Source organism: Pseudomonas sp. SCA2728.1_7, from assembly GCF_018138145.1.
GTDB classification, from domain to species: Bacteria; Pseudomonadota; Gammaproteobacteria; order Pseudomonadales; family Pseudomonadaceae; genus Aquipseudomonas; species Aquipseudomonas koreensis_A.
Genome location: NZ_CP073104.1, coordinates 5,716,416 through 5,738,145, shown reverse-complemented (window position 1 = coordinate 5,738,145; position 21,730 = coordinate 5,716,416). Strand labels below are relative to the sequence as shown.

24 protein-coding genes and 1 pseudogene are annotated in these 21,730 nt (G+C 59.1%); 13 read left to right on the top strand and 12 right to left on the bottom strand.

Annotation, left to right across the window (positions count from 1 at the left end):
* Positions 1–79: 79 nt before the first annotated feature.
* From KBP52_RS25675 to KBP52_RS25665, 3 genes and pseudogenes are all read left to right on the top strand, one after another.
* Positions 80–265, top strand: a pseudogene (locus KBP52_RS25675) (diguanylate cyclase); the annotation flags it as partial.
* 191 nt (positions 266–456) lie between these two features.
* On the top strand, positions 457–1,776 hold the full coding sequence (locus KBP52_RS25670) for a PAS domain-containing methyl-accepting chemotaxis protein (protein WP_212621253.1): 1,320 nt from the start codon (positions 457–459) through the stop codon (positions 1,774–1,776).
* Positions 1,777–1,953: 177 nt separating this feature from the next.
* Positions 1,954–2,487: a DUF1003 domain-containing protein gene (locus tag KBP52_RS25665; protein WP_123594095.1), complete on the top strand. Its 534-nt coding sequence runs from the start codon at positions 1,954–1,956 to the stop codon at positions 2,485–2,487.
* On the opposite strand, the gene KBP52_RS25660 is transcribed toward KBP52_RS25665, so the two are convergent.
* Positions 2,488–3,429: a LysR family transcriptional regulator gene (locus KBP52_RS25660; RefSeq protein WP_212621252.1), complete on the bottom strand. Its 942-nt coding sequence runs from the start codon at positions 3,427–3,429 to the stop codon at positions 2,488–2,490.
* A gap of 15 nt (positions 3,430–3,444) precedes the next feature.
* Between KBP52_RS25660 and KBP52_RS25655 the strand changes: the two genes are divergently transcribed.
* Positions 3,445–4,149: a CTP synthase gene (locus KBP52_RS25655; protein ID WP_212621251.1), complete on the top strand. Its 705-nt coding sequence runs from the start codon at positions 3,445–3,447 to the stop codon at positions 4,147–4,149.
* Complete coding sequence (locus tag KBP52_RS25650) at positions 4,149–4,454, top strand: antibiotic biosynthesis monooxygenase (RefSeq protein ID WP_077574213.1); 306 nt, start codon at positions 4,149–4,151, stop codon at positions 4,452–4,454. The genes KBP52_RS25655 and KBP52_RS25650 overlap by 1 nt, the downstream gene beginning before the upstream one ends.
* A gap of 125 nt (positions 4,455–4,579) precedes the next feature.
* Here KBP52_RS25650 and KBP52_RS25645 read toward each other — a convergent pair whose 3' ends face one another.
* Positions 4,580–4,906 carry a DUF2025 family protein gene (locus KBP52_RS25645; RefSeq protein WP_077574214.1) on the bottom strand — a complete coding sequence of 109 codons (327 nt, stop codon included), beginning with the start codon at positions 4,904–4,906 and terminating at the stop codon, positions 4,580–4,582.
* A 221-nt stretch (positions 4,907–5,127) separates the two neighbouring features.
* Here KBP52_RS25645 and KBP52_RS25640 point away from each other — a divergent pair, with 221 nt between their 5' ends.
* On the top strand, positions 5,128–6,255 hold the full coding sequence (locus tag KBP52_RS25640; protein ID WP_137219005.1) for a glycerophosphodiester phosphodiesterase: 1,128 nt from the start codon (positions 5,128–5,130) through the stop codon (positions 6,253–6,255).
* A 156-nt stretch (positions 6,256–6,411) separates the two neighbouring features.
* Positions 6,412–6,717 carry a PepSY domain-containing protein gene (locus KBP52_RS25635; RefSeq protein WP_212621250.1) on the top strand — a complete coding sequence of 102 codons (306 nt, stop codon included), beginning with the start codon at positions 6,412–6,414 and terminating at the stop codon, positions 6,715–6,717.
* Positions 6,718–7,153: 436 nt separating this feature from the next.
* On the opposite strand, the gene KBP52_RS25630 is transcribed toward KBP52_RS25635, so the two are convergent.
* Together KBP52_RS25630 and KBP52_RS25625 are read right to left on the bottom strand one after the other, a co-directional pair.
* Positions 7,154–7,600: a hypothetical protein gene (locus tag KBP52_RS25630; RefSeq protein WP_077574216.1), complete on the bottom strand. Its 447-nt coding sequence runs from the start codon at positions 7,598–7,600 to the stop codon at positions 7,154–7,156.
* A 110-nt stretch (positions 7,601–7,710) separates the two neighbouring features.
* Positions 7,711–9,333: a methyl-accepting chemotaxis protein gene (locus tag KBP52_RS25625; protein ID WP_212621249.1), complete on the bottom strand. Its 1,623-nt coding sequence runs from the start codon at positions 9,331–9,333 to the stop codon at positions 7,711–7,713.
* 276 nt (positions 9,334–9,609) lie between these two features.
* Between KBP52_RS25625 and KBP52_RS25620 the strand changes: the two genes are divergently transcribed.
* Positions 9,610–10,632 (top strand): transporter, encoded by a 1,023-nt coding sequence (locus KBP52_RS25620; RefSeq protein ID WP_077574218.1) that lies wholly within the window; start codon positions 9,610–9,612, stop codon positions 10,630–10,632.
* 248 nt (positions 10,633–10,880) lie between these two features.
* Positions 10,881–12,494, top strand: coding sequence for an inorganic phosphate transporter (locus tag KBP52_RS25615; RefSeq protein ID WP_212621248.1), 1,614 nt, complete (start codon positions 10,881–10,883; stop codon positions 12,492–12,494).
* Between the two features lie 124 nt (positions 12,495–12,618).
* Here KBP52_RS25615 and KBP52_RS25610 read toward each other — a convergent pair whose 3' ends face one another.
* Entirely contained in the window at positions 12,619–13,515 is an 897-nt protein-coding gene (locus KBP52_RS25610) for a LysR family transcriptional regulator (RefSeq protein WP_212621247.1), read from the bottom strand.
* 121 nt (positions 13,516–13,636) lie between these two features.
* Between KBP52_RS25610 and KBP52_RS25605 the strand changes: the two genes are divergently transcribed.
* On the top strand, positions 13,637–14,395 hold the full coding sequence (locus tag KBP52_RS25605) for an SDR family oxidoreductase (protein ID WP_212621246.1): 759 nt from the start codon (positions 13,637–13,639) through the stop codon (positions 14,393–14,395).
* Positions 14,396–14,514: 119 nt separating this feature from the next.
* On the opposite strand, the gene KBP52_RS25600 is transcribed toward KBP52_RS25605, so the two are convergent.
* Positions 14,515–14,952 carry a multidrug/biocide efflux PACE transporter gene (locus KBP52_RS25600; RefSeq protein WP_212621245.1) on the bottom strand — a complete coding sequence of 146 codons (438 nt, stop codon included), beginning with the start codon at positions 14,950–14,952 and terminating at the stop codon, positions 14,515–14,517.
* Positions 14,953–15,041: 89 nt separating this feature from the next.
* On the opposite strand from KBP52_RS25600, the gene KBP52_RS25595 reads away from it, so the two are divergent.
* Positions 15,042–15,896: a LysR family transcriptional regulator gene (locus tag KBP52_RS25595; protein WP_212621244.1), complete on the top strand. Its 855-nt coding sequence runs from the start codon at positions 15,042–15,044 to the stop codon at positions 15,894–15,896.
* Between the two features lie 249 nt (positions 15,897–16,145).
* Here the strand turns inward: KBP52_RS25595 and KBP52_RS25590 are convergent, their stop codons facing one another.
* Genes KBP52_RS25590 through KBP52_RS25580 form a run of 3 tightly spaced genes read right to left on the bottom strand, consistent with a single transcriptional unit; the run spans position 16,146 to position 18,190 of the window.
* Positions 16,146–17,387, bottom strand: coding sequence for an RNA polymerase sigma factor (locus KBP52_RS25590; protein ID WP_212621243.1), 1,242 nt, complete (start codon positions 17,385–17,387; stop codon positions 16,146–16,148).
* Positions 17,380–17,724, bottom strand: a complete 345-nt coding sequence (locus KBP52_RS25585; RefSeq protein ID WP_077574226.1) for a YciI family protein — start codon at positions 17,722–17,724, stop codon at positions 17,380–17,382. Before KBP52_RS25585 ends, KBP52_RS25590 begins: the two co-directional genes overlap by 8 nt.
* A 40-nt stretch (positions 17,725–17,764) precedes the next feature.
* Positions 17,765–18,190 (bottom strand): nuclear transport factor 2 family protein, encoded by a 426-nt coding sequence (locus KBP52_RS25580; RefSeq protein ID WP_116029944.1) that lies wholly within the window; start codon positions 18,188–18,190, stop codon positions 17,765–17,767.
* A 140-nt stretch (positions 18,191–18,330) separates the two neighbouring features.
* Here KBP52_RS25580 and KBP52_RS25575 point away from each other — a divergent pair, with 140 nt between their 5' ends.
* A complete protein-coding gene (locus KBP52_RS25575) occupies positions 18,331–18,816 on the top strand; it encodes a GNAT family N-acetyltransferase (RefSeq protein WP_212621242.1) in 486 nt (161 codons plus the stop codon).
* A gap of 18 nt (positions 18,817–18,834) precedes the next feature.
* Positions 18,835–19,440, top strand: coding sequence for a pyridoxamine 5'-phosphate oxidase family protein (locus KBP52_RS25570; RefSeq protein ID WP_077574229.1), 606 nt, complete (start codon positions 18,835–18,837; stop codon positions 19,438–19,440).
* A 123-nt stretch (positions 19,441–19,563) separates the two neighbouring features.
* On the opposite strand, the gene KBP52_RS25565 is transcribed toward KBP52_RS25570, so the two are convergent.
* The 3 genes from KBP52_RS25565 to KBP52_RS25555 form a co-directional block, all read right to left on the bottom strand.
* On the bottom strand, positions 19,564–20,052 hold the full coding sequence (locus KBP52_RS25565) for a GNAT family N-acetyltransferase (protein WP_212621241.1): 489 nt from the start codon (positions 20,050–20,052) through the stop codon (positions 19,564–19,566).
* A 324-nt stretch (positions 20,053–20,376) separates the two neighbouring features.
* Positions 20,377–20,871, bottom strand: a complete 495-nt coding sequence (locus tag KBP52_RS25560) for a GyrI-like domain-containing protein (RefSeq protein ID WP_095121252.1) — start codon at positions 20,869–20,871, stop codon at positions 20,377–20,379.
* A 67-nt stretch (positions 20,872–20,938) separates the two neighbouring features.
* Positions 20,939–21,601, bottom strand: coding sequence for a LysE family translocator (locus KBP52_RS25555; protein ID WP_077574232.1), 663 nt, complete (start codon positions 21,599–21,601; stop codon positions 20,939–20,941).
* Positions 21,602–21,730 lie beyond the last annotated feature (129 nt).

Here is a 21,730-nt window from a genome sequence, read left to right as displayed (position 1 = left end):
ACCCGCTCCCTGCCAGTTGCCGCTGTACGAGGCATGGAGGCTTGATGGAGCGATGGGTGAAGCATTGAATTCATGTTGTCATCCGCAGGTGCCAGACTTGCGAGTGGGTCTGAGTATCGGTCTGGCGCGGTATCAACCCTTGTACAAGGATGCCCTCGACTGGCTGGACGATGCCGACAAAGCGCTGTACACCGCCAAACATAAGGGCCGCAACACCATCAGCACTGCCTTGAGCCGTGCCGTGGCGGACAACGTCAGCGCCTAAAAAGTTATACAAAATTACAAATAATTACTTTCTTGTACAACTTTATGAAGTTTTGTATAAGTAGCCATCTGCCAGTTAAGGAATGCTGGCATTGAGCAGTCACCGCCGAATGCCGTCCGCGCATTCGGTCTGCCAGCGCGGAAATAGGGACTGAATCCTCGATCTTCCCCTTCTTCCAGAGTACTGCGAGCATGTTCTTCAATCGCCACAAAGCCGTCGTCGATGACCTTCAGCGCACCCTCACCGAACAAGCCGGCCTGCTCGATGCGATCAATCGCTCGATGGCGGTGATCGAGTTCGACCTCGATGGCGTGGTGCTGCGTGCCAATGACAACTTTCTCAAGACCATGGGTTACACCGCCGAACAAGCGATCGGCCAAGCGCATCGGCGCTTTTGCACGCCAGAGTTCGGCCGTAGTGCTCAGTACACTGATTTGTGGTCACGCCTGAAAAACGGCCAGTTTCAGTCCGGGACATTTGAACGGGTCGACGGCAAGGGCCAGCCGATCTGGCTGGAAGCCAGTTACAACCCGATCAAGGATGCCTCGGGACGGGTGGTCAAAGTGGTCAAGTACGCCATGGACGTGACCGCGAAGGTGCAGCAGGAAAGTGAGGCCAATGCCAAGTTGCAAGCGATTGACCGGGCAATGGCGGTCATCGAATTCAACCTCGACGGCAGTATTCTCACGGCCAATCAGAATTTTCTGACGCGCATGGGTTACACCCTCGCCGAGCTGAAAGGTAAACATCACCGTTTGTTCTGCACGCCGGCATTGGTCAATAGCAGCGCGTATGAGGATTTCTGGCGGCGTTTGAACCAGGGCGAGCTTTTCCAGGGTCAGTTCGAACGCGTCGATAAACGCGGGCAAACGGTGTGGCTCGAAGCCAACTACAACCCGGTTTACGACGCTGCCGGGCGCTTGTGCAAAGTGGTGAAATTCGCCTCCGACGTGACCGCCCGAGTCGAGCAACACGAACAGGACGCACGCAGTGCCAGCGCGGCGTATCACATCTCGGTGGCGACGCGAAAAGTCGCCGAACAAGGTACGCAAGTGATCCAGCAAGCCGCCAGCGAAATGCGCGAAATCGCCGAGGACATTGCCGAATCTTCAACGCTGATTGCACAACTGGGTGAACGCTCCGAGCAGATCACCGCCATCGTCAACACCATCCGCGCGATTGCCGACCAGACCAACCTGCTGGCGCTCAATGCTGCTATTGAAGCTGCACGCGCCGGTGAACAGGGGCGCGGATTTGCTGTGGTCGCTGATGAAGTGCGACAACTGGCGGCACGTACCAGCGGCTCGACGGCGGAAATTTCCAGCATGATCGGGCTGATCCAGAACGAGACCCGCCAGGCCATCAAGAGCATGGAAGGCACCCGGGGGCGCGCGGCTGAAGGGGTCGAGTTGGCGAATCAGGCGGGCACGGTGATCTTGCAGATTCGTGATGGCGCCAGTGAGGCGGTGGATGCGGTGAGCATGTTTGCCAATGAGCGGGCCCCGGGTTAAAGGCAGGTAGACCGCGTCGTTGCCTTCGCGAGCAAGCTCGCTCCCACAGAGATTGAGTTGACCACAGGTTTTGTATTCCGACCGCTGATCCTGTGGGCGCGAGCTTGCTCGCGAAGGGCCGGTCGCCACAGCGCAGGGCTATAGTGACTACACGTCCCACGCCCTGCCGAGTGCATCATGACCACTGAAAAACCCGCAACACCGGAATCAGCTCCCGTCGATCACCTGCGCTTCCACCGCCGCCATGCGCACCTCAGCACCACCTTCGGCAATGACAAGTTCGCCCTGCGCGCCGAGGCGTTTGCGCGGTTCTTCGGCACGCCGATGTTTCTCGGCGCGCAAACCCTGATTGTGCTGTTGTGGGTCTGCCTCAACGCGTTTGGCGTGACCACCTTCGACGTTTACCCGTTCATCCTGTTAAACCTCGCTTTCAGCCTGCAATCGGCCTACGCCGCGCCGCTGATTCTGCTCGCACAAACCCGTCAGGCCGCCCGCGACAAGGCGCAAGCCGATGCCGATGCGCAACACCGTGAAGCGCTGGCGCAGGCCAATACCGAGCGTCAGGCCCAAGCCGCGAAAAACACCGCGCAGCTGCTTGAGCTGCTGGAGCAGAACACCCGCCTGACCGAGATGACCAAAAACCTCACCGAACGCATCGCCAGCCTGACCAGCGAGTTGCACGATCACATGCGCCAGAACCCGCAGCGCTGATCACGGCAACCGCAGCGCCCGCCCCAACTCATCGAACAGCGTCACCACCGAGCGCAAGGCGCGGCAATCCGGGCGAGTCAGCAGCCACAGCGCGGTGTCGTAACCGTGCAGCGGCTCGCTCAACGCCTGCATACCCTCGGTGATCAGAAAGTCCGGTAACGCCGCCACGCCGAGGCCCGCGCGAACCAGCTCTGTCACCGACAACATGCTGTTGCAGCGATAGCCCGGTGTCACGCCGGGCAGGTGTTGGCGACGCCAGGCAATCGTCGGATGATCGGGGAGAAAGTCGTCCGGGGCGATCCAGGTCAACGTCGTCAGATCCGAAGCATCGACATTTTGCAGATACCGCGCACTGGCGCAGACCCGATAGGAAATCTTCGCCAGTTGGCGTCCGACCAGATGCTCGGGCGGTGTCCGCGTCAGGCGCAGGGCGATGTCGGCATCGCGGCGGCTGAGGTTGGCGAAATCGTTGGAGGTGCTGAGCTCAATGGTCAGTGCCGGGTAATTGGGCATGAACTGCGCCAGTGCTGGCAGCAGCAAACTCTGCAGCACCGAATCGGTACAGGTCAGACGCACCGTGCCGCTGACGACTTCGCCGCCCTGCTCCACGCCAATGCGCGCGGCCTCTAGTGCTTGCTCGGCGCGTTCGGCTTGCTCGGCCAGTGTTTGCGAGAGAGTTGTCGGTAAATAGCCGGCACGGCTTTTTTCGAACAGTTGCTGACCGAGTGCGGCTTCGAGACGGCGCACGGCGCGAAACACCGTCGATACGTCGACCTTCAACAGCTGCGAAGCGCGGGCCAGAGAGCCGCCACGCACCAAGGCCAGAATCAGGGCCAGATCGGGGTAGTCGAGTTGATAGTGCGTCGCTGCATTGATCACTTGGGGAAACGCCCATATTGAGTGCGTGAACGCCAATCTATAGTGAGTGCCATCAATCAACAAGCGCAGGGAACCCCCATGGAAAACAGCGCCATCCGTATCGCCCTGATTGGCGATTACGACCCGCAGGTCACCGCTCACCAAGCCATTCCCGTCGCCCTCGGGCTGGTCGCCGAACACCTCAACCGCAACGTGCAATTCGAATGGTTGCCCACCGAGCAGATCCACGCCGATACGCCGCTCGAGCGGTTCGACGGTTTCTGGTGTGTACCCGCCAGCCCCTACAAAAGCGAAGACGGCGCATTGCGGGCGATCCGTTTTGCCCGCGAACAGCAGCGCCCTTTCCTCGGCACCTGCGGCGGTTTTCAGCATGCGGTGCTGGAGTTTTCCCGCAACGTGTTGGGCTGGGAGGATGCGGAACATGGTGAGACGTCACCTGATTCTGAACGCGCGGTACTCACGCCGTTGACCTGTTCGCTGGTCGAAGCGGTCGACAGTATTCACTTGGTTCCCGACTCGTTGATCGCCAAGGCGTACGAAACGTCGCAGATTCGTGAAGGCTATCGCTGCCGCTTCGGTGTGAATCCGCTGTTCGAACGGGAATTGTTGAACGATCGGCTACAGGCAGTGGGGCATGATTCGTCAGGGGATTTGCGCGCTATAGAACTCAAGGATCACCGCTTCTTTGTCGCGACGTTGTTTCAACCAGAACGTGCCGCGCTCAAAGGGCAGATGCCGCCGCTGGTGCGCGCGTTTGTCGAAGCTTGCATGGAGCCGCGTTGATGACTGATTGCTTTGCGGTGATTTTTACGTCGACTCGAACCGAGGGTGACAATGGGTATGCGGAGGCGGCTGAGCGCATGGCTGCGTTGGTCAGTGAGCAGCCGGGGTTTCTTGGGGTGGAGTCGGTTCGTGGGGCGGATGGCGTCGGGATTACGGTGTCGTATTGGCAGAGCGAAGCGGCGATTCTGGCGTGGCGGCAGAACCCTGAACATCAGGTGATTCAGGCCCGTGGGCGTTTGGAGTGGTATTCGGCGTTTCATACGCGAGTGTGTCGGGTTGAGCGTGAGTATCGGTTCGGGCAATAAAATGGCGGCGCGTTGACGGCCGCTTTCGCGAGCAGGCTCGCTCCCACAGGGGATTTGTGAACACCACTGTTCCCATGTGGGAGCGAGCCTGCTCGCGAAGAGGCCCTCACCCTCACAGCAAATCTTCAGCCGCGCACCAGACTGCGCACCGCCTCAATCTCCGGCACCTCAACCTTGCTCATATAAACGCGCAACGGCTCGGTGATGTTGATCCGGTCATCAATATTCTGATCCAGCAACAACTGAATCAACTCGCGTTTAAGCGTCATGGTCTGCGCTGTCGCCGGCGCCCAGACGAATTCATTCACAGGAATAATGCCGTCATCGGCCACGTCCATGCCGAACGAATCTTCGCTGAAACGCACGATGTATTGACCGGTTTTGCGGTTGAGGCCGACAAAACCCTTGAGATCGTCGGCGGCCTGGCAGATGAGTTGGGAGGTGATGCGCATGGTAAACCTCACGAAAAATGATCGATGGTTTACACGCAGGGCAACAGCACGGCGCGCCCTCTTCCGGAGCGTCTGCCGAGGGCAAGCGTACTGCAAACCGCGCCACAAAAGTGCAGGAAAAATCGCTTTTAATACGTTTATGTCGGTCCTGCGATAGCACCCGAGCGATTCAGTTGTTAAAAGATACGTCTTTGAAAATGCCCTGCGAAAGGAACTCGAACATGCCTGCCACTTTCACCAAAAGCGCTCTGGTCCTGAGCCTGCTGCTCGGCCTCGGTCAGGCGCACGCCGCCAGCCAAACCGATCCGAAAGCGCTCGCTGCCGCCAACGGCATCCCGCACCCGGCGGTGATCGCTCACCGTGGCGCCTCTTTCGATGCGCCGGAATCCACCGCTGCCTCCTACAAACTGGCTCGCGACCTGGGCGCCGATTACCTGGAAATGGACCTGCAGCGCAGCAAGGACGGCGTGCTGTTCGCCCTGCACGACGACAATCTGCAACGCACCACTGACGTTGCGACCAAATTCCCGGAGCGCAAGGACGCCTCGGCCACCGCGTTTACCATGGCCGAACTGAAAACCCTCGACGCCGGCAGCTGGTTCAACGCCAAGTACCCGGATCGCGCGCGCCCGTCCTACGCAGGGCTGAAGATTCTGACTCTCGATGAAATCATCGACATCGCTCAGGCCAATCCGCAACACAAGCCGGGCCTGTACATCGAGACCAAAGAGCCGCAACTGTTTCCCGGGATCGAGAAAGACCTGAAAGAGAAGCTGCAGGATCGCGGCTGGCTGAGCCCGGCCGGTTCGAAACTGGCGAAAAGTGCACTGGGTGTTGGTCAGGGCAAAGGCAAGGTGATCCTGCAGACGTTCGAGAAAAACAGCCTCGAACTGCTGCAAAAAGAAATGCCGCAAGTGCCGAAAATCCTTCTGTTGTGGGTTGGCGAAGGCAGCATCGAGCCGAAATCCAAGGTGACGTTTGCCGAGTCCGGCGAGAAGGACAAAAACGTTTTCTACGGCAAACAAGAGCCGAAGTCCGAAGCCGAATTCAAACAATGGGTGGATTACGCCAAGGCCCAGGGTGCAATCGGCACCGGCCCGTCGGCGAAGCTGACCAAGGGTGGCGACCAGAGCTATTCGGATCTGGTGCAACCGTGGATGAACCAGTACACCCACGATCAAGGCTTGCTGGTGCACGTCTACACAGTTGATGAACCGGTAGATTTCGAGAAAGTCATGGCAGCCGGTGTCGACGGCATCTTCACCAACCGTGCCAGCGAACTGTTGAAGTTCTACAAACGCCCGGCGGCTGGCACTGTTGATCAGGTGTTGAAGAACAACGGTTTCTGATCTGAAATCGAGGCGCCTATATCGCGGGCAAGCCACGCTCCCACAGGTTCGGTGCAGGGGCATGGCTTGTCCGTTTTGTTTGGCGTTTTAAGGGTGAGTTAAGTTGCGCCGGTTAACCTGAGGCCACTTAAACGAATCACCCCAAGGAACGAACCGATGAAAACTTTGACTGCCCTGTTTACCGCCGCTGCCCTGACCCTCACCGCTGGCCTGGCCCAGGCTGATGTCCGCGTCGACCAGATTCCTGAACTGGTTAAGTCGGGCAAGATCAAGTCGCTGGAGTCGATGAACGCCGAAGCGCTGAAACTGCATCCGGGTGCGACTATTACTGACACGGATCTGGACAACCACTTCAATGGTTATGAGTATGAAGTTGAGCTGCGTTTGGCCGATGGCACTGAATGGGATGTCGACTTCGACGCCACCACCGGCAAAGTGCTGAGCAACAAGCAAGACCACTGATACCGCGCATAAGCGAAAGCCGCACGATTGAAAGATCGTGCGGCTTTCGCTTGTGTCTGATGTTTGGCTTTGTTGATGTGTTGTCAGTGAGATTTTCTCCCCCTCACCCCAGCCCTCTCCCCCAAGGGGGCGAGGGGGAAAGGGAGCCGATCGGGGGGTTATTCAAGACCTGAGTTCGACTCGATATTTCAGGTCGGCGTACCTCAAATAATCACCACGGTCAGTCCCCTCTCCCTCTGGGAGAGGGCTAGGGTGAAGGGAAAGGGGGCAGACCGCGGGCTATTCAAGGCCTGAGTTCGACTCGCAATCTTGCAGCCGACAAGAAAACACCAAAGACCTGAGTGCACCTCGATATTTCAGGTCGGCGTAACTCAAATAATCACCCCGGTCAGTCCCTTCTCCCTCTGGGAGAGGGATAGGGTGAGGGGAAAGGGCATCACGCCGAGGTGCTGACCAGCGAACCCGAGGTGCTCGAGTCGGAATCCTGCAACGCCTGCAACAGCGAGGCGGTAGCGGTTGACAGGGAGGCCGAGGTCGCGGTGATCTGCGCTTGTGCGGCGGCTACTTCCGCAGCCTTGGCATCCGAACTTTCCTGCTTCGCCTGCGCCGCTTGCAACGCTTGCTGTTCTTCCTGCAATTGCTTCTGCAGTTCGGCAATCTGCTTGCGCAGTTCCTTCACCGAATCCGATTCTTCGCTGCTGCTGGAGCTGCTGTCACCCGCCGGAGCGGCCCCTCCACCGGCAGCGACTTTACCGCTATCGGCAGTCGCACCCGTGCTGGCGGTTGCTGAGGTAGACGTGTCGTCACCAACGTCACTGATCGACGTTTTGCTGGTCGGTGCGCTGACGGTCTGATTGATCGAAACTGAAGTAATGCTGACCATGGAAAGGCTCCAATGCCGGTTATAGATAACCGGTCATCGACCACGGCCGCAGGTAATTGAGATCGACTGTGTACCGACTCGGTATCCGAACCGGTACACAGTCAATCGCGTCAGGCGCTCAGGCGCGCGGTGACTTCGTTCAGTTGCCCGGACAGACCATGCAGGTTCTGGCTGGCGCTTTCGGTGCGCTGGACGTTGTCGAGGTTGGTGCTGGCGATCGAAGTGATCTCGGTGAGGTTGCGCGAGATGTCCTCGGCCACCGAGGTCTGCTCTTCGGCAGCGGTAGCGATCTGACGATTCATGTCGCGGATCGCTTCCACGGCGTGAGTAATACGTTCCAGCATCGCGCCCGCCTGGGTCACCTGCTCGACGCTTTCATCACTGCGCGTCTGGCCGCCGTCGATGGCTTGCGCTGCGTCCACCGCACCGGTTTGCACGCTCTGAATGATCTGGTTGATCTCGATGATCGACTCGGCAGTGCGCTGTGCGAGGTTGCGCACTTCATCGGCGACCACGGCAAAACCACGCCCGGCCTCACCGGCCCGCGCCGCTTCGATCGCAGCGTTAAGCGCCAGCAGGTTGGTCTGTTCGGCGATGCCACGAATCACTTCCAGCACTTTGCCAATGCGGCCGCTGTCGGCTTCCAGACGACGAATCACCGTGGCGGTGTTGGCGATTTCACCGCGCATCTGGGTGATCGAGTGAATAGTGCTCTGCATGACCTTCTCACCCTGCTGGGCAGACTGGTCGGCATCGTCCGCAGCACGCGCGGCATCGGCAGCGTGACGCGCCACTTCTTGGGCGGTGGCGGACATTTCGTTCATCGCCGTGGCCACTTGGTCGGTGCGGTTGAACTGCTCGTTGGTGCCGCCGGCCATGGTCGTGGCGATCGCATTCAACTCACCGCTGGCGCTGTCCAGATCACTGGCGCTGCGCTGCAAACGGGTGAAGGTGTCGGCGAGGAAATCACGCAGGGTGTTGGCCGCTGCGGCGAGATTGCCCAGCTCATCCTGACGGTCGCTGACCACACGTTCGGCCAGTTTGCCGCGGCTCAATTGGGTGACGTAATCGATGAGTTTGCGGATCGGCTCGACCAGGTTGCGGTTGACCAGCCACAGGCTCAACAAGCCGATCAGCAGACCCGACGCGAGCATCACCAACAGCCCCAGCCACACGGTGCGATCGGCCTCGGCACTGATCAGCGCCGACTGTGCACTACCCTGCTTGCGCAACTCAGCGACCAGTTCGCTCATCTGATCACTGGCGGCACGGTCAACGCCTTTGACCGCCGCGTCACCCGCCGTCGGATCACCACCGGCAGCCACGTAGGCATCGCGTCCCTTCTGATACGCAGAACCCAACTGACGATGCTCATCACGCAAACGTTCGATGCGGTTTTTCAGGCTCGGCTCAATGCCTTTCTGCCCGGCCAGTTCACCAAGGATGTTCTGCACATCGCGCTGACGATCTTCGAACTGGCCCCAGTATTTGGCCAGATCCGCCGGTTGCTTGCCGCGCAGCAGGACGTTTTTCCACTCCTGCACCTGCACCTTGAATTGCAGATTGGCTTCGTCGATCAGTTGCGAGGTGTGCAGGGGACCGGCGATCAATTGGCTGTAGCTTTGCACGCCGTTGGAGAGGAAATGAAAACAGGCCAGCGCAATCAACAGCACCGCCAGCAGGCTGCCGCTCAGCAGGGCGAGAATTTGCGCTCTCAGGGATTTTTGCAGCATCGAAAGATACTCAGGACAAGAATGAGGCACGCCCGGTAAGGCGTGAAATTGTGCCGGACATCCATGTCGGCGAGCCTTGGCTCATGGCCAATGGCGCGCAACCTAACGCACCTGTGATCGGCGCGCCAGAGCGCTTCTTGAAGAAAACCCGACCGTCGGTAAGTCGCTGATTTGACGTCACTTTGCTGTCACATAAACGTCATGTGACATTGCGATGATGTGGCTCAGGTGAATCTGTAAAACCCGCCCCGGATGCCCTCCTCGCAGCGAGCCTTCATGAACCACAGCCTCGATATCAGCCATCGCGATCCTGATCTGTTTGGCCTGCTCTACGGCTTTCGTTTCCTGCCCGGCGAACGGGGCCGCGAAGTCGACTCGGCGACAGCGTTGCGCTGTTTGCAGGACGACAACGACACGGGCGAATTCCTCTGGCTGCACCTCAATCTTGCGCATGCGGCGTGCGAACGCTGGATGAAAAGTCATCTGCAATTGCCCGAAGAGTTTTTCGAGGCGCTGCACGAAGGCTCGCGTTCGACGCGTATCGAGCATGTCGATTCGGCGTTGCTGGCGGTGGTCAACGATGTGGTGTTCAACCTCAGCAGCATGGTTTCTTCGGATGTGTCGACGCTGTGGGTTTGTGTGCGCAGCAAATTGATCGTCAGCGCGCGTCTGCAACCGCTGCACTCGGTGGACAAATTGCGCTCATCGGTGAAGGCCGGCGAACGCTTTCGTTCGCCCTCGGAATTGCTCGTGCACCTGCTACGCGATCAGGGCGAAGTGCTCACGCAGATCGTGCGCAAGACCAGCCTGAGCGTCGATCAGGTCGAGGACGAATTGCTCTCCTCGCGGCTGTCGACCAACCGTGCCGAACTCGGTGCCAACCGCCGCGTGCTGGTGCGCCTGCAACGGCTGCTGGCGCTGGAGCCGGGTTCGTTGCTGCGTCTGCTCAACCGGCCGCCGCCGTGGTTGCAGAAGGAGGACGTCAAGGAGCTACGCAAATCCACCGAGGAGTTTGCGCTGATCATCAACGACCTCACTGCACTGGGTGAGCGAATCAAATTGCTTCAGGAAGAGATCGCCGCCAACCTCAACGAACAGAGCAACCGCACGTTGTTTACCCTGACGGTGGTCACGGTGCTGGCGCTGCCGATCAACATCATTGCCGGTTTTTTCGGAATGAATGTGGGTGGCGTGCCGTTGTCGCAGGATCCGGAAGGGTTCTGGATTTTGGTTGCACTGGTGGCGACGTTTACCGTGATTGCCGGGCGTTGGGCGTTTCGTAAACGAGGGGATTACTGACCGCGGAATGCACTACCACCGCAGATCCCCTGTGGGAGCGAGCCTGCTCGCGAAGACTGAGTGTCAGACGCCATCATGTTGAATGACACACCGCTTTCGCGAGCAGGCTCGCTCCCACAGGGGATCTTCGTCGTTGTTTAGATCAATGGTCGGACTAATAAAGCAAACACTGACATGGCGCAGTCTCTCTGTAACATTCTGCAACGATCATGGGCGACATTCCTTTCCTCGCTCAGGATTGTCCGCTCATGGCTACTCCCTCCCTGACCGCCAGCCCCGCCTCCGCCGCCAGCGGCAGGCCTGCCCTCGACAAGAAAACCGGCCCGTTTACCTACGTGATCTTTTTCGCCGTGCTGGCGATGGGAATGCTGTTCACCGCCTACAGCCTGATGCACGACATGCACGAACTCGGCACGGTGGTCACCACGTGGACGCCGTTTCTGTTGCTCGGTGTGGCGTTGCTGATTGCCCTGGGCTTTGAGTTCGTCAATGGTTTCCACGACACCGCCAACGCCGTCGCGACGGTGATCTATACCCACTCGCTGCCGCCGAACGTGGCGGTGGTCTGGTCGGGTTTCTTCAACTTTCTCGGCGTGCTGCTTTCGAGCGGTGCGGTGGCGTTCGGCATTATCGCGTTGCTGCCGGTGGAGTTGATTCTGCAGGTCGGTTCGTCCGCTGGTTTCTCGATGATCTTTGCTCTGCTGATCGCGGCGATCCTGTGGAACCTCGGCACCTGGTGGCTGGGTTTGCCGGCGTCGTCTTCGCACACGCTGATCGGTTCGATCATCGGCGTCGGTGTGGCCAATGCCTTGATGCACGGCCGCGACGGCACCAGCGGTGTCGACTGGGCACAGGCAACCAAGATCGGTTACGCCTTGCTGCTGTCGCCACTGGTGGGTTTCGGTTGTGCGGCACTATTGCTGCTGGCGCTGCGCGCCTTCGTAAAAAATCGTTCGCTGTACAAGGCACCGGAGGGAAATACCCCACCGCCGTGGTGGATTCGCGGTTTGCTGATTCTGACCTGCACCGGCGTGTCCTTCGCCCACGGCTCCAACGACGGCCAAAAAGGCATGGGCCTGATCATGCTGATTCTGGTCGGCACACTGCCGATGGCCTATGCCTTGAACCGCACGATGCCGGAAGAACAATCGCTGCAGTTTGCCGCCGTGGCGCAAGTCACCCAGCAAGCGCTGGTGAAAAGTGCGCCGCTGCCGACGCCGGCCGATCCGCGTGCGGTCCTTTCCGATTACGTGCGCAGCAAGGACGCCACGCCGCAACTGATCCCCGCCCTCGCCGCCCTCACCGGGCACATCGGTGAGGAAGTCAAAGGCTACGGTTCGCTGGCAAAAGTCCCGGCTGAAGCCATGGGCAACGTGCGCAATGACATGTACCTGGCCAGCGAAAGCATTCGCCTGATGGACAAGAACAAGGTCGGCAATTTCGACGCCGACACCAGCGGCAAACTGCAACTGTTCAAGCAACAGATCGACAACGCCACGCGGTTTATTCCGCTGTGGGTGAAGATCGCCGTGGCCATCGCGCTGGGGCTGGGCACCATGGTTGGCTGGAAGCGAATTGTGGTGACGGTGGGCGAGAAGATCGGCAAGACCCACCTGACCTATGCGCAGGGCGCCTCGGCGGAAACCGTGGCCATGCTGACGATTGGTGCGGCGGACATGTTTGGTTTGCCGGTGTCGACGACGCATGTGTTGTCGTCCGGTGTGGCCGGGACCATGGTCGCCAACGGTGCCGGGTTGCAGATGAAGACCATCCGCAATCTGTTGATGGCGTGGGTGCTGACACTCCCCGCCGCCATCTTGCTGTCGGGCAGCCTGTACTGGCTGTTCACCCAGATCTTCTGACGGACGAAGATCCCCTGTAGGAGTGAGCCTGCTCGCGATAGCGGTGTATCAGTCAACATTGATTAAACTGACCCACCGCTATCGCGAGCAGGCTCACTCCTACAGTTTTGACCGGTGTTCAGGTTTAGAGCGCGGAGCGGATCAGATCGCCCAGCCAATCCATAAACACCCGCACCCGCAACGGCAAATGCCGTTGCCGCGCATACAACAATGAAATCCCCATCGCCGGCGCCGTGAACTGCGGCAACACGGTCACCAGTTCGCCGTTTTCCAGATGCGGCTGCATGCCGGTTCGCGGTACCTGCGTCAGACCGAAACCGCCGAGGCACGCCGACTCGTAAGCGTCAGTGCTGTTGACCGTAATGCTGCCAGCCATCGGCAAGCGTTTAACCTGCCCGCCCTCCTCGTACACGAACCCTTCCGAACGCGAACCGAGCACGCCAACGTAATGCACCAACCGATGCTGCGCCAGATCCTCCAGGGTTTGCGGCACACCGTAGCGCGCAAGGTAGGCGGGGCTGGCGCAGTTAACCATGGGAAAGTCACCGAGATGTCGCGCGACCACCGACTGATCCGGCTGCGCGCCGATGCGCACCACGCAATCAAAGCCCTCGCTGAGCAGGTCGACGCGGCGATCTGTACTGCTGATTTCCAACTCAAGATTCGGGTGGCGATCCATGAACTGCGGCAAGCGCGGCATGATCAGGCGCCGCGCGAGAATGTTCGGCAGGTCGACCCGAATGCGCCCGGTCAGCGAAGCCTCGTCCTGGCGGAACAAGCCTTCGATCTCGTCCATGTGCGAGAGCAGATCCTTGCTGCGTTCGTACAGCACCAGTCCGTCCTGCGTCGCCTGCACCTTGCGCGTGGTGCGTTGCAGCAGGCGCGTGCCGAGTAACGCTTCGAGCGCTTGCACATGCTCGGAAACGGTTGATCGCGGGAGACCGAGATTTTCACCGGCGAGGGTAAAACTCGACAGTTCGCTGACCCGCACGAAGGTGCGCAGCAGTTCCAGTTTGTTCATTAGGCACCTGTCGATTGTTCGGCTGAGCCGATCAGTGATTCCGGTTTCACTCTGTTTATCACCTCACGGCGGATAAATAAACTGAGTCCCATCACCACTCACCGCAATCGAGGAAGCCTCCATGAATCGCAAAATCGCATTGATCACCGGCGCCAGCCGTGGCCTGGGCAAGAATGCCGCCCTGCACCTCGCCGCTCAGGGCATCGACATCATCGGCACTTACCACAGCCGTGCTGATGAAGCCCAGGCGCTGGTGAGCGAAGTGCAAGCACTCGGCGGCAAAGCCGTAATGCTGCAACTGGACGTCGGTCGCAGCGAAAGCTTTGCCGATTTCGCTAAACACGTTGAGCAGGCGTTGCAGCAGACTTTCGAACGTCAGCGTTTTGATTTCCTGATCAACAATGCCGGGATCGGTGTGCATGCACTGTTCGCCGAAACCACGCCGGAGCAGTTCGATTTGCTGATGAATATCCAGCTGAAAGGGCCGTTCTTTCTGACTCAGCAGTTGCTGCCACTGATTAATGACGGCGGGCGCATCATCAATATTTCCAGCGGCTTGACCCGTTTCAGTCTGCCGGGTTACGGCGCTTATGCGGCGATGAAAGGCGCGATGGAGGTGCTGACCCGATATCAGGCCAAGGAGTTGGGTGCGCGGCAGATTGGCGTGAACATTCTCGCGCCGGGCGCGATTGAAACTGACTTCGGTGGTGGCGCCGTACGCGATAACTCGGCGCTGAATGCGATGGTCGCCAGCAACACCGCGCTGGGCCGTGCCGGGCAACCGGACGATATTGGCGGAGCGTTGGCGCTGCTGCTGTCGCCGGGCGGACAGTGGATCAATGGCCAGCGTGTTGAAGCATCCGGCGGCATGTTCCTCTAACCAACGCTGAAACACCGTCACATGTAGGAGCTGCCGAAGGCTGCGATCTTTTGATCTTGATTTTAAAGGGCAAGATCAAAAGATCGCAGCCTTCGGCAGCTCCTACACGGGGATCGAGGTTAGTTCTGGAAAGTGTTGCGCGTCATGAAGCGCTCGCGCACCACGTCATAACCCCAGTGATACACATAGGTGTACGGCAGGAAAAACAGCAGCACGCCGATGTCGAGCAAAAACGCCTGCCACAGGCTGACCGACAGCCACCAGGCAATCAGCGGCACGCCCATCACGATCAAACCACCCTCGAAAAGCAGCGCGTGCACCACCCGTACCCAAGCGTTGTGCGCGACGTTCATGCGTTCCAGCAAACGATCAAAGAAGCGGTTGAACACCACGTTCCAGCCCAGCGCCAATAGGGCGATCAACACCGTCACGGCGCCCATTTCAAGCATCGGTTTTTGCATGATCCACGCCAGCAACGGCGTGCAGATCAGGATCGCCAGCAGTTCGAAACCGATGGCCTGGAAAATACGTTCAGTGATGGATTTGTTGGCAGTCATGGCCTGAGTCCTTGAGTGAAGATGGTTGCCATGATCTATGCTCACATCGATACTTCATAACCAGTAACCATCGATCAAGGCGATAGTTGATGATCTCGCAAGAAGTGCTGTTGGCGTTTGTCCAGGCTGCCACCCAAGGTTCGTTTTCGGCAGCGGCGCGCAAGCTCGGGCGCAGTCAGTCGACGATCAGCGCGGCGGTGGCCAGCCTGGAGATTGATCTGGATCTGCTGCTGTTCGATCGCAGCAGCCGCAAACCGACGCTGACCCCGGCCGGGCATGTGATGCTGCAACGCGCCGAGGCGATTCTGGCGGCCAGCAGTCGTCTGGAAATGACTGCGCGGCAGTTGTCCCAAGGCGTCGAGCCAAAACTGACGGTGGCGATTTCCGATACCTATCAGTCGGACCGTTTTGAAGCGGCGTTGGTCGGGTTTGAGCAGCGTTATCCGGATCTGGAGCTGGAATGTTTGATTGCCGAATGCGATGACCTGATCGAATTGGTGCAGCGCGGTCGTGCGCATCTGGCGTTCGCCGAAATGCAAGAGAACTATCCGCCGGATCTGGCGACGTCGACGGTGGCCGAACGCACGGAAATCGCCCTGTTCGTTAATCGCGACCATGCGCTGGCCAAGCTTGATCACATTGATCAGCAGATCCTCGAGCAGCATCGCGAATTGCGTCTGGCGACCATCGTCAATCCGTATGACAGTCGTGGCAAAGGTCGGGTGTGGTCGGCACCGAGTTATCTGATGTTGCTGGAAATGGCCGAGAAAGGCTTTGGCTGGGCGCCGCTGCCGCGTTGGCTGGCGCAGCGGTTTGGCAATGATTTGCTGGTGGAATTGAAGGTGCGCGGCTGGCCTAAGCCGGTGTTTGTTGATGCGTTGTGGTCGCGGCTTTATCCACCGGGGCCGGCGGGGAGTTGGTTGTTGAGCAAGATGCTGGAATAGCGGCGCTGCTGATCGCTGGCAAGCCTGAAGTCAAAAGCCCCTCACCCCAGCCCTCTCCCGGAGGGAGAGGGGGTCGACCGAGGTGTCTTGCGTCAGACATCGACCTGAGAGATCGAGTCGATTATGGATTGATTGCTGCGGTATATATGGTCGTGAAATTTGGGTCGATTATGGATTCACCGCTGAGCGTTCAGGTCGGCGTACTTCTACAGCATCCCCCAATCGGTCCCCTCTCCCCCTGGGAGAGGGCTAGGGTGAGGGCAATTCCAGCGCCGAAAGTCGCTCTTCAATAAACCGCCGCTCCGGCTCCTGCCGGGTCAGCTCCAACGCCCGCAAATACGCCGCCCTCGCCTCTTCCACCCTGCCCAACTGCCGACAAAACTCCGCCCGCGCCGAATGCGCCAAGTGGTAATCCTGCAACTGACCGCGCGCCAAAATCCCTTCAATCAGATTCAACCCCGCCAACGCCCCATCGCGCTTGGCCACCGCCACCGCCCGGTTCAACTCGATCACCGGCGAAGGCACCGCGTGCAGCAGCACGTCATACAAACCAACGATCTGCTCCCAATCGGTTTCTGCCGCCGACGGCGCCTCAGCATGAACCGCCGCAATCGCCGCCTGCAAACAATATGGCCCAAAGCGCCGCGTGGTCAGCGCACGCTCGACCAGCGCACAGCCTTCGGCTATCAACGCGCTATCCCACAATGAGCGGTCCTGATCATCCAGCAGCACCAATTCACCGTCCGGCGAAGTGCGCGCCGAACGTCGCGATTCGTGCAGCAGCATCATCGCCAACAACCCCAAAACCTCCGGTTCCGGCAGCAACTCCATCAACAGCCGCCCCAACCTGATCGCCTCACGCGTCAGATCTTCACGGGTCAACTCAGACCCGCCCGACGCCGAATACCCCTCGTTGAACACCAGATAAATCACCCGCAACACACTGTCGAGGCGTTCGGGCAATTCGCTCAGGCTCGGTACTTGATAAGGGATTTTCGCATCACGAATCTTGGCTTTCGCGCGCACGATGCGCTGGGCTATCGCCGCCGGCGCGCAGAGAAATGCACGGGCGATTTCCTCGGTGGTCAGGTCGCAGACTTCGCGCAAGGTCAGCGGCACTTGCGCATCCGCCGCCAGTGCCGGGTGGCAGCAGGTGAAGATCAGACGCAGGCGATCGTCTTCCACGTCTTCACCGCTCCAGTCGGCCTGTTCGAGTTCTTCCAGTTGCGCCAACAGCAAGGGTTGCGAGGCCTTGAACCGCGCGCGGCGGCGCAACACATCAATCGCTTTGAAGCGCCCGGTCGACACCAGCCAGGTGCGCGGATTGTCCGGCACGCCGTCGCGTTGCCAGCGCTCGACCGCGACGAAGAACGCCTCATGCAAGGCCTCTTCGGCAAGGTCGAAATCACCGAGCAGACGAATCAGCGTCGCCAGAATCCGCCGCGAGTCTTCGCGATAGACCTGCTCGACCCGCGCCTTGACCTCAGACATTCAACTGCCGCACCGGGCGCACTTCCACGCTGCCAACCCGCGCCGCCGGAATGTTGCCGGCGACCTGAAGCGCTTCGTTAAGATCCTTGGCGTCGATCAGGTAAAAGCCAGCCAGTTGCTCCTTGGTTTCGGCAAACGGGCCGTCGGTGATCGACAGTTTGCCGTTGCGCATACGCACCGTGGTGGCGGTCTGCACCGACTCCAGCGCTTCGGCGGCGACCATCCGCCCACTGCCCTGAATCGACTCGGCATAAGCCCAGCATTCGGCGTCTTCCGGGCTGTCGGGCGACGAATGAAGCAGGCGCTCATCGCTGTAGACCAGGCATAGATACTTCATGGCGTTCTCCTGAAGCGGACGGTTCAACTATGGCTGAAGATCAGGGGGTCACATCGAACAGGGTCGCGCCGCTCATCGGATCGAACGGCGCCGACCAGTGTTCGTGGACGATTTTCCATGTCCCGCCAACCTGCCGATAGCAAGCGGTGACGCGCATCCAGCAGCTCTGGGTTTCGCCCTTGTCGTTGGTGCCGCCGCAATTGGCTACCCAGTGGGCGAAGGCGATGTTGTCGGCGCTTTCGATGGCGATTTCCTGGAATTCGAAGACGTGCGGGCCGGGGCACATTTCCATGCACGCGACCCAGTGCGCGCGGTAGGCGGGTTTGCCCTTGAATTGCAGGGCTTTGATCGCGTCGAAGGAGACGATGTCGTCGGCGTACAAAGCCATGACTTTCTCCACGTCCTTGGTCATGACGGCTTCGCGGTAGGTGTTGATCAGGGTCTGGATTTCAGATTGTGCGCTCATGCTGTTCTCCGTGTTTTTGTTGTGAAGACACCTTTAGTCGTTCGGCAAACAGGCAAATCGACAGTCGAAACAAAAAATTTCCACTGAGGCCAAAATCGCTAGAATCCGAGGCTCATCTTTGTAGGAAAAAGGAAATTCCCGTGTCAGCCCAACTCGTGCCGTACGACAGCCTGAACGCCTTGCAGCGTCAGCAAGTCGAGTCGATTGAAATCAATGCCGAGCAGATCAAGTTCTCCGGCGATATCCACGGTGCCTTGCACACCCTGCTGTCGAAACCCGGCCCCGGCGTGAAAGGTTTCGCGCTGTTGGCGGATGAGGTACCGGTGGCGTTTCTGCTGCTCAAGCGCCCGCCGGTGTTGCCAGCCTGGGCCAATGAGCACAGTGCAACATTGCATGCGTTGCAGGTTGATCGCCGGGCGCAGGGCAAAGGTTTCGGCAAGGCGTGTCTGCAAGCGCTCCCCGAAGTCGCGCGTCAGGCCTGGCCGGAGATCAAAGGGCTGGAATTGTCGGTGGACGCAGACAATGACGCGGCGATCGCGCTGTACGCCAAACACGGCTATGTCGACAGCGGCGAAGCGTACAAGGGCCGGATCGGTTACGAACGGCGCATGGGCCTGGTTTTCTAAGTCATCGAGGGAAGCACGATGATCGATTCAATCGAAGCGCTGGAAGCGATTTACGGACTGCCCCACGAGCGCGCGGTGCGCAAGCAGATCGGTTTTCTCAACGAGGATTATCAGGCGATGGTGCGGGTTTCGCCGCTGGTGATTGTCAGCTCGGTGGGCGCCGATGGCCTCGACAATTCACCGCGAGGCGACAAGGCCGGGTTTGTGCGGATCATTGATGAGCGCACCTTGGCCCTGCCGGATCGCCCGGGCAACAACCGCATCGATACCTTGCGCAATGTGCTGCAGGATTCGCGGGTGTCGCTGCTGTTCATCATTCCGGGGATTGGTGAAACGTTGCGGGTTAATGGCACGGCGACGATCAGCGCGGAGCCGCAGTTGCTGGAAAGCTTTGCGGTGAATGGCAAACCGGCGAAAACGGTGTTGCTGGTGACGGTGGAAGCGGCGTTCTTTCATTGCTCGAAAGCCTTCGTCCGTTCGGATGCGTGGAACCCGGAAACGCATCTGCCACGCTCGGCCCTGCCCTCTGCTGGCGCGTTCCACAAGCGCCTGAATGATGGCCAGTTCGATGCCGAAACCTACGACCGTGAAGCCCCGAAACGAGTAAGCGACACCCTCTACTGATACAACACGGCCCCTTGTAGGAGTGAGCCTGCTCGCGATAGCGGTGTGTCAGCTAAATCGATGTTGTCTGACACTCCGCTATCGCGAGCAGGCTCACTCCTACAGGTTTTGATAGGGGTTGGGTCAGAGGGTCAGGATCATCTCGTGCCACGCCATGCCGCCGTGATCCGACTCCGACGGCTTGATGTAGGCAAAACCAAACCCGGCATACAACGGAATGTGATTTTCCTTGCACATCAAATGAATCGTCGCTTTATCCATCCCGCGCATACGTTCAATGAACTCGCCCATCAAACGCTTGGCCAAACCCTGCCCCTGATAATCCGGGTGCACCACCACCGACATGATCACCACGTTCGGCCCCTTCGGGTCGTGGCCGATCAGTTCCTTGAACGCCTCGTCCGACATCTGCACATCAAACGCCGCGCCGGAGTTGACGAAGCCTGCGACCTCACCGTCCACCTCGGCAACGATAAAACCTTCCGGCCAAGTGGCGATGCGCGTAGCGATTTTTTCGCGAGTGGCCGCTTCGTCACCTTCATAGGCGACGGTTTCGATGGCGTAGCAGCGGTCCAGATCGGCGGCGGTGACGTTGCGGATGACGGTGTTCATGGCGGCTCGGAAATCAGCAGAAGAAAGTGCCGAAAGCATAAAGGAATAAGGCCTGCATATCGATGCGCACGGGCGGCGTAAAGCCTGCGTATAAGCGCTTTTCTTCGTGCAGGCGGCGGGCTATTTCTGAGGTGTGTCTCTGACTACCCTTGGGGGAAACCGCTTATGAGCAGCGTTGAAATCGGCCTGTTGATGGTGTTGGGCATCAGTACGTTCGGCTTTATCACCTTGGGCATCGACCTGTTGCGGGCGCGACGGTTGGGCAAAGGCAAGCGGGGTTGAAAACCATGAGGCGGATCATTGATCCGCCTCAAGTTTGTCTGCTCAGGCCTTGGTATCGACTGGCACACAGATTTCCAGTTTGCCGGTGTGCAGCTTCGGATTGAAATCGGCGCTGTAGCGCTCCAGTTCCGGGGCATTGAGTTCCACGTAGTGGGAGGTCGGCAGCCAGGTCTTGTAGATGTATTGCAGAGTTTGCGGCAACTGTTCGAGCGGTCCCTTGTGCTCGAACACCGCGTATTGCCGAGGCAGCACTTCGACCCATTGGTAGACCTTCTGGTCGAGGTCATCGAGCTTGCTGATTTCCACCCCGGCGATGTAATCGAAGCCGCCCTTGCCGTCGAAATTGCTGCAGACCCCGTAGGTCACTTCGTTCTTTTGCCCCTGGATCTTTCCCAGGTGCGGCAAGAACTTTTCCCACAGCGCGGGGATGTCTTTTGCTGTGTCTTGGGTAAATCGACCGCGAAAGCCTGCAATCAGCAGGAAGTGTCCATGTTCGAAGCGAGGTTCAGCCACTTCGACGCGTGTTTGCTCATCCATGACTCGACTCCTGGAACAAAAAAGGGGTTCGGCTGGGAGTATAGAAAGCCAAACCCAATTCGCACGCTTACAGCGAATGCAACTGCTCGACGGCGCCCGAACCGACAAACTCGTTATAGCCGGATACGATCACGTACACCGCGAAATAGCAGAAGATCGCTGCAGATGCCATATACGAATAGCGCAATAGCTTGTCGCCCAGCAGCTTGCCACCGTGGCTTGCGGCGAAGCACAAACCCGCCGACCACAGCAGCCCGGCGCAAAGGAAACCGCCAAGGAACAGCGCCGAACTCAGCGGCCCACCGCCACCGGAACGGGCGATCAACGTACCGCCAACCGCGGCAAACCAGAGAATCGCGCTCGGCGACGACATGGCGAGAAAAATCCCCCGGAAGAATTCCTTGCGATGGGAGTTGTGCCCCACTTCTGCCGTCTCGGCCAATAGCGCTTCGTGATGGATCGCCGAGTAAATCATCTTCGCCGCAAAGTAGATCAGCAACGCCGAACCCCCGATCCACAACACCCAGCGCACAGTTTCGTATTGCAGCAAAACCGTCATGCCGGCCAGCGCCAGCACCGCGTAAATCAGGTCGCCGACGCAGGTGCCGAGGCCCAGCGCAAAACCCTGAAAGTAACCGCGCTGCATCGCCAGGGTGATCATCGCAATGTTGGCCACGCCGATATCCAGGCACAGCGAAAGGCTCAGCAAGAAGCCGCTGGTGAATTCCATCTACCGATTTCCTTGGGACAAAATTGTTTACAAACGGGCTGGACAGTATGCCATCACTGACCTTATCTTCCGCCACAGGTCACCGCAGTGACCAGCGTCGCTCGGACGGTTCCGGGCGCTTACGTTATC

Bases quoted from the DNA above. Each gene is read 5' to 3' on its own strand.
- KBP52_RS25670 (WP_212621253.1), top strand. From the start codon at position 457: ATGTTCTTCAATCGCCACAAAGCCGTCGTCGATGACCTTCAGCGCACC.
- KBP52_RS25665 (WP_123594095.1), top strand. From the start codon at position 1,954: ATGACCACTGAAAAACCCGCAACACCGGAATCAGCTCCCGTCGATCAC.
- KBP52_RS25655 (WP_212621251.1), top strand. From the start codon at position 3,445: ATGGAAAACAGCGCCATCCGTATCGCCCTGATTGGCGATTACGACCCG.
- KBP52_RS25650 (WP_077574213.1), top strand. From the start codon at position 4,149: ATGACTGATTGCTTTGCGGTGATTTTTACGTCGACTCGAACCGAGGGT.
- KBP52_RS25645 (WP_077574214.1), bottom strand. From the start codon at position 4,906: ATGCGCATCACCTCCCAACTCATCTGCCAGGCCGCCGACGATCTCAAG.
- KBP52_RS25640 (WP_137219005.1), top strand. From the start codon at position 5,128: ATGCCTGCCACTTTCACCAAAAGCGCTCTGGTCCTGAGCCTGCTGCTC.
- KBP52_RS25635 (WP_212621250.1), top strand. From the start codon at position 6,412: ATGAAAACTTTGACTGCCCTGTTTACCGCCGCTGCCCTGACCCTCACC.
- KBP52_RS25630 (WP_077574216.1), bottom strand. From the start codon at position 7,600: ATGGTCAGCATTACTTCAGTTTCGATCAATCAGACCGTCAGCGCACCG.
- KBP52_RS25625 (WP_212621249.1), bottom strand. From the start codon at position 9,333: ATGCTGCAAAAATCCCTGAGAGCGCAAATTCTCGCCCTGCTGAGCGGC.
- KBP52_RS25620 (WP_077574218.1), top strand. From the start codon at position 9,610: ATGAACCACAGCCTCGATATCAGCCATCGCGATCCTGATCTGTTTGGC.
- KBP52_RS25615 (WP_212621248.1), top strand. From the start codon at position 10,881: ATGGCTACTCCCTCCCTGACCGCCAGCCCCGCCTCCGCCGCCAGCGGC.
- KBP52_RS25610 (WP_212621247.1), bottom strand. From the start codon at position 13,515: ATGAACAAACTGGAACTGCTGCGCACCTTCGTGCGGGTCAGCGAACTG.
- KBP52_RS25605 (WP_212621246.1), top strand. From the start codon at position 13,637: ATGAATCGCAAAATCGCATTGATCACCGGCGCCAGCCGTGGCCTGGGC.
- KBP52_RS25600 (WP_212621245.1), bottom strand. From the start codon at position 14,952: ATGACTGCCAACAAATCCATCACTGAACGTATTTTCCAGGCCATCGGT.
- KBP52_RS25595 (WP_212621244.1), top strand. From the start codon at position 15,042: ATGATCTCGCAAGAAGTGCTGTTGGCGTTTGTCCAGGCTGCCACCCAA.
- KBP52_RS25590 (WP_212621243.1), bottom strand. From the start codon at position 17,387: ATGTCTGAGGTCAAGGCGCGGGTCGAGCAGGTCTATCGCGAAGACTCG.
- KBP52_RS25585 (WP_077574226.1), bottom strand. From the start codon at position 17,724: ATGAAGTATCTATGCCTGGTCTACAGCGATGAGCGCCTGCTTCATTCG.
- KBP52_RS25580 (WP_116029944.1), bottom strand. From the start codon at position 18,190: ATGAGCGCACAATCTGAAATCCAGACCCTGATCAACACCTACCGCGAA.
- KBP52_RS25570 (WP_077574229.1), top strand. From the start codon at position 18,835: ATGATCGATTCAATCGAAGCGCTGGAAGCGATTTACGGACTGCCCCAC.
- KBP52_RS25565 (WP_212621241.1), bottom strand. From the start codon at position 20,052: ATGAACACCGTCATCCGCAACGTCACCGCCGCCGATCTGGACCGCTGC.
- KBP52_RS25560 (WP_095121252.1), bottom strand. From the start codon at position 20,871: ATGGATGAGCAAACACGCGTCGAAGTGGCTGAACCTCGCTTCGAACAT.
- KBP52_RS25555 (WP_077574232.1), bottom strand. From the start codon at position 21,601: ATGGAATTCACCAGCGGCTTCTTGCTGAGCCTTTCGCTGTGCCTGGAT.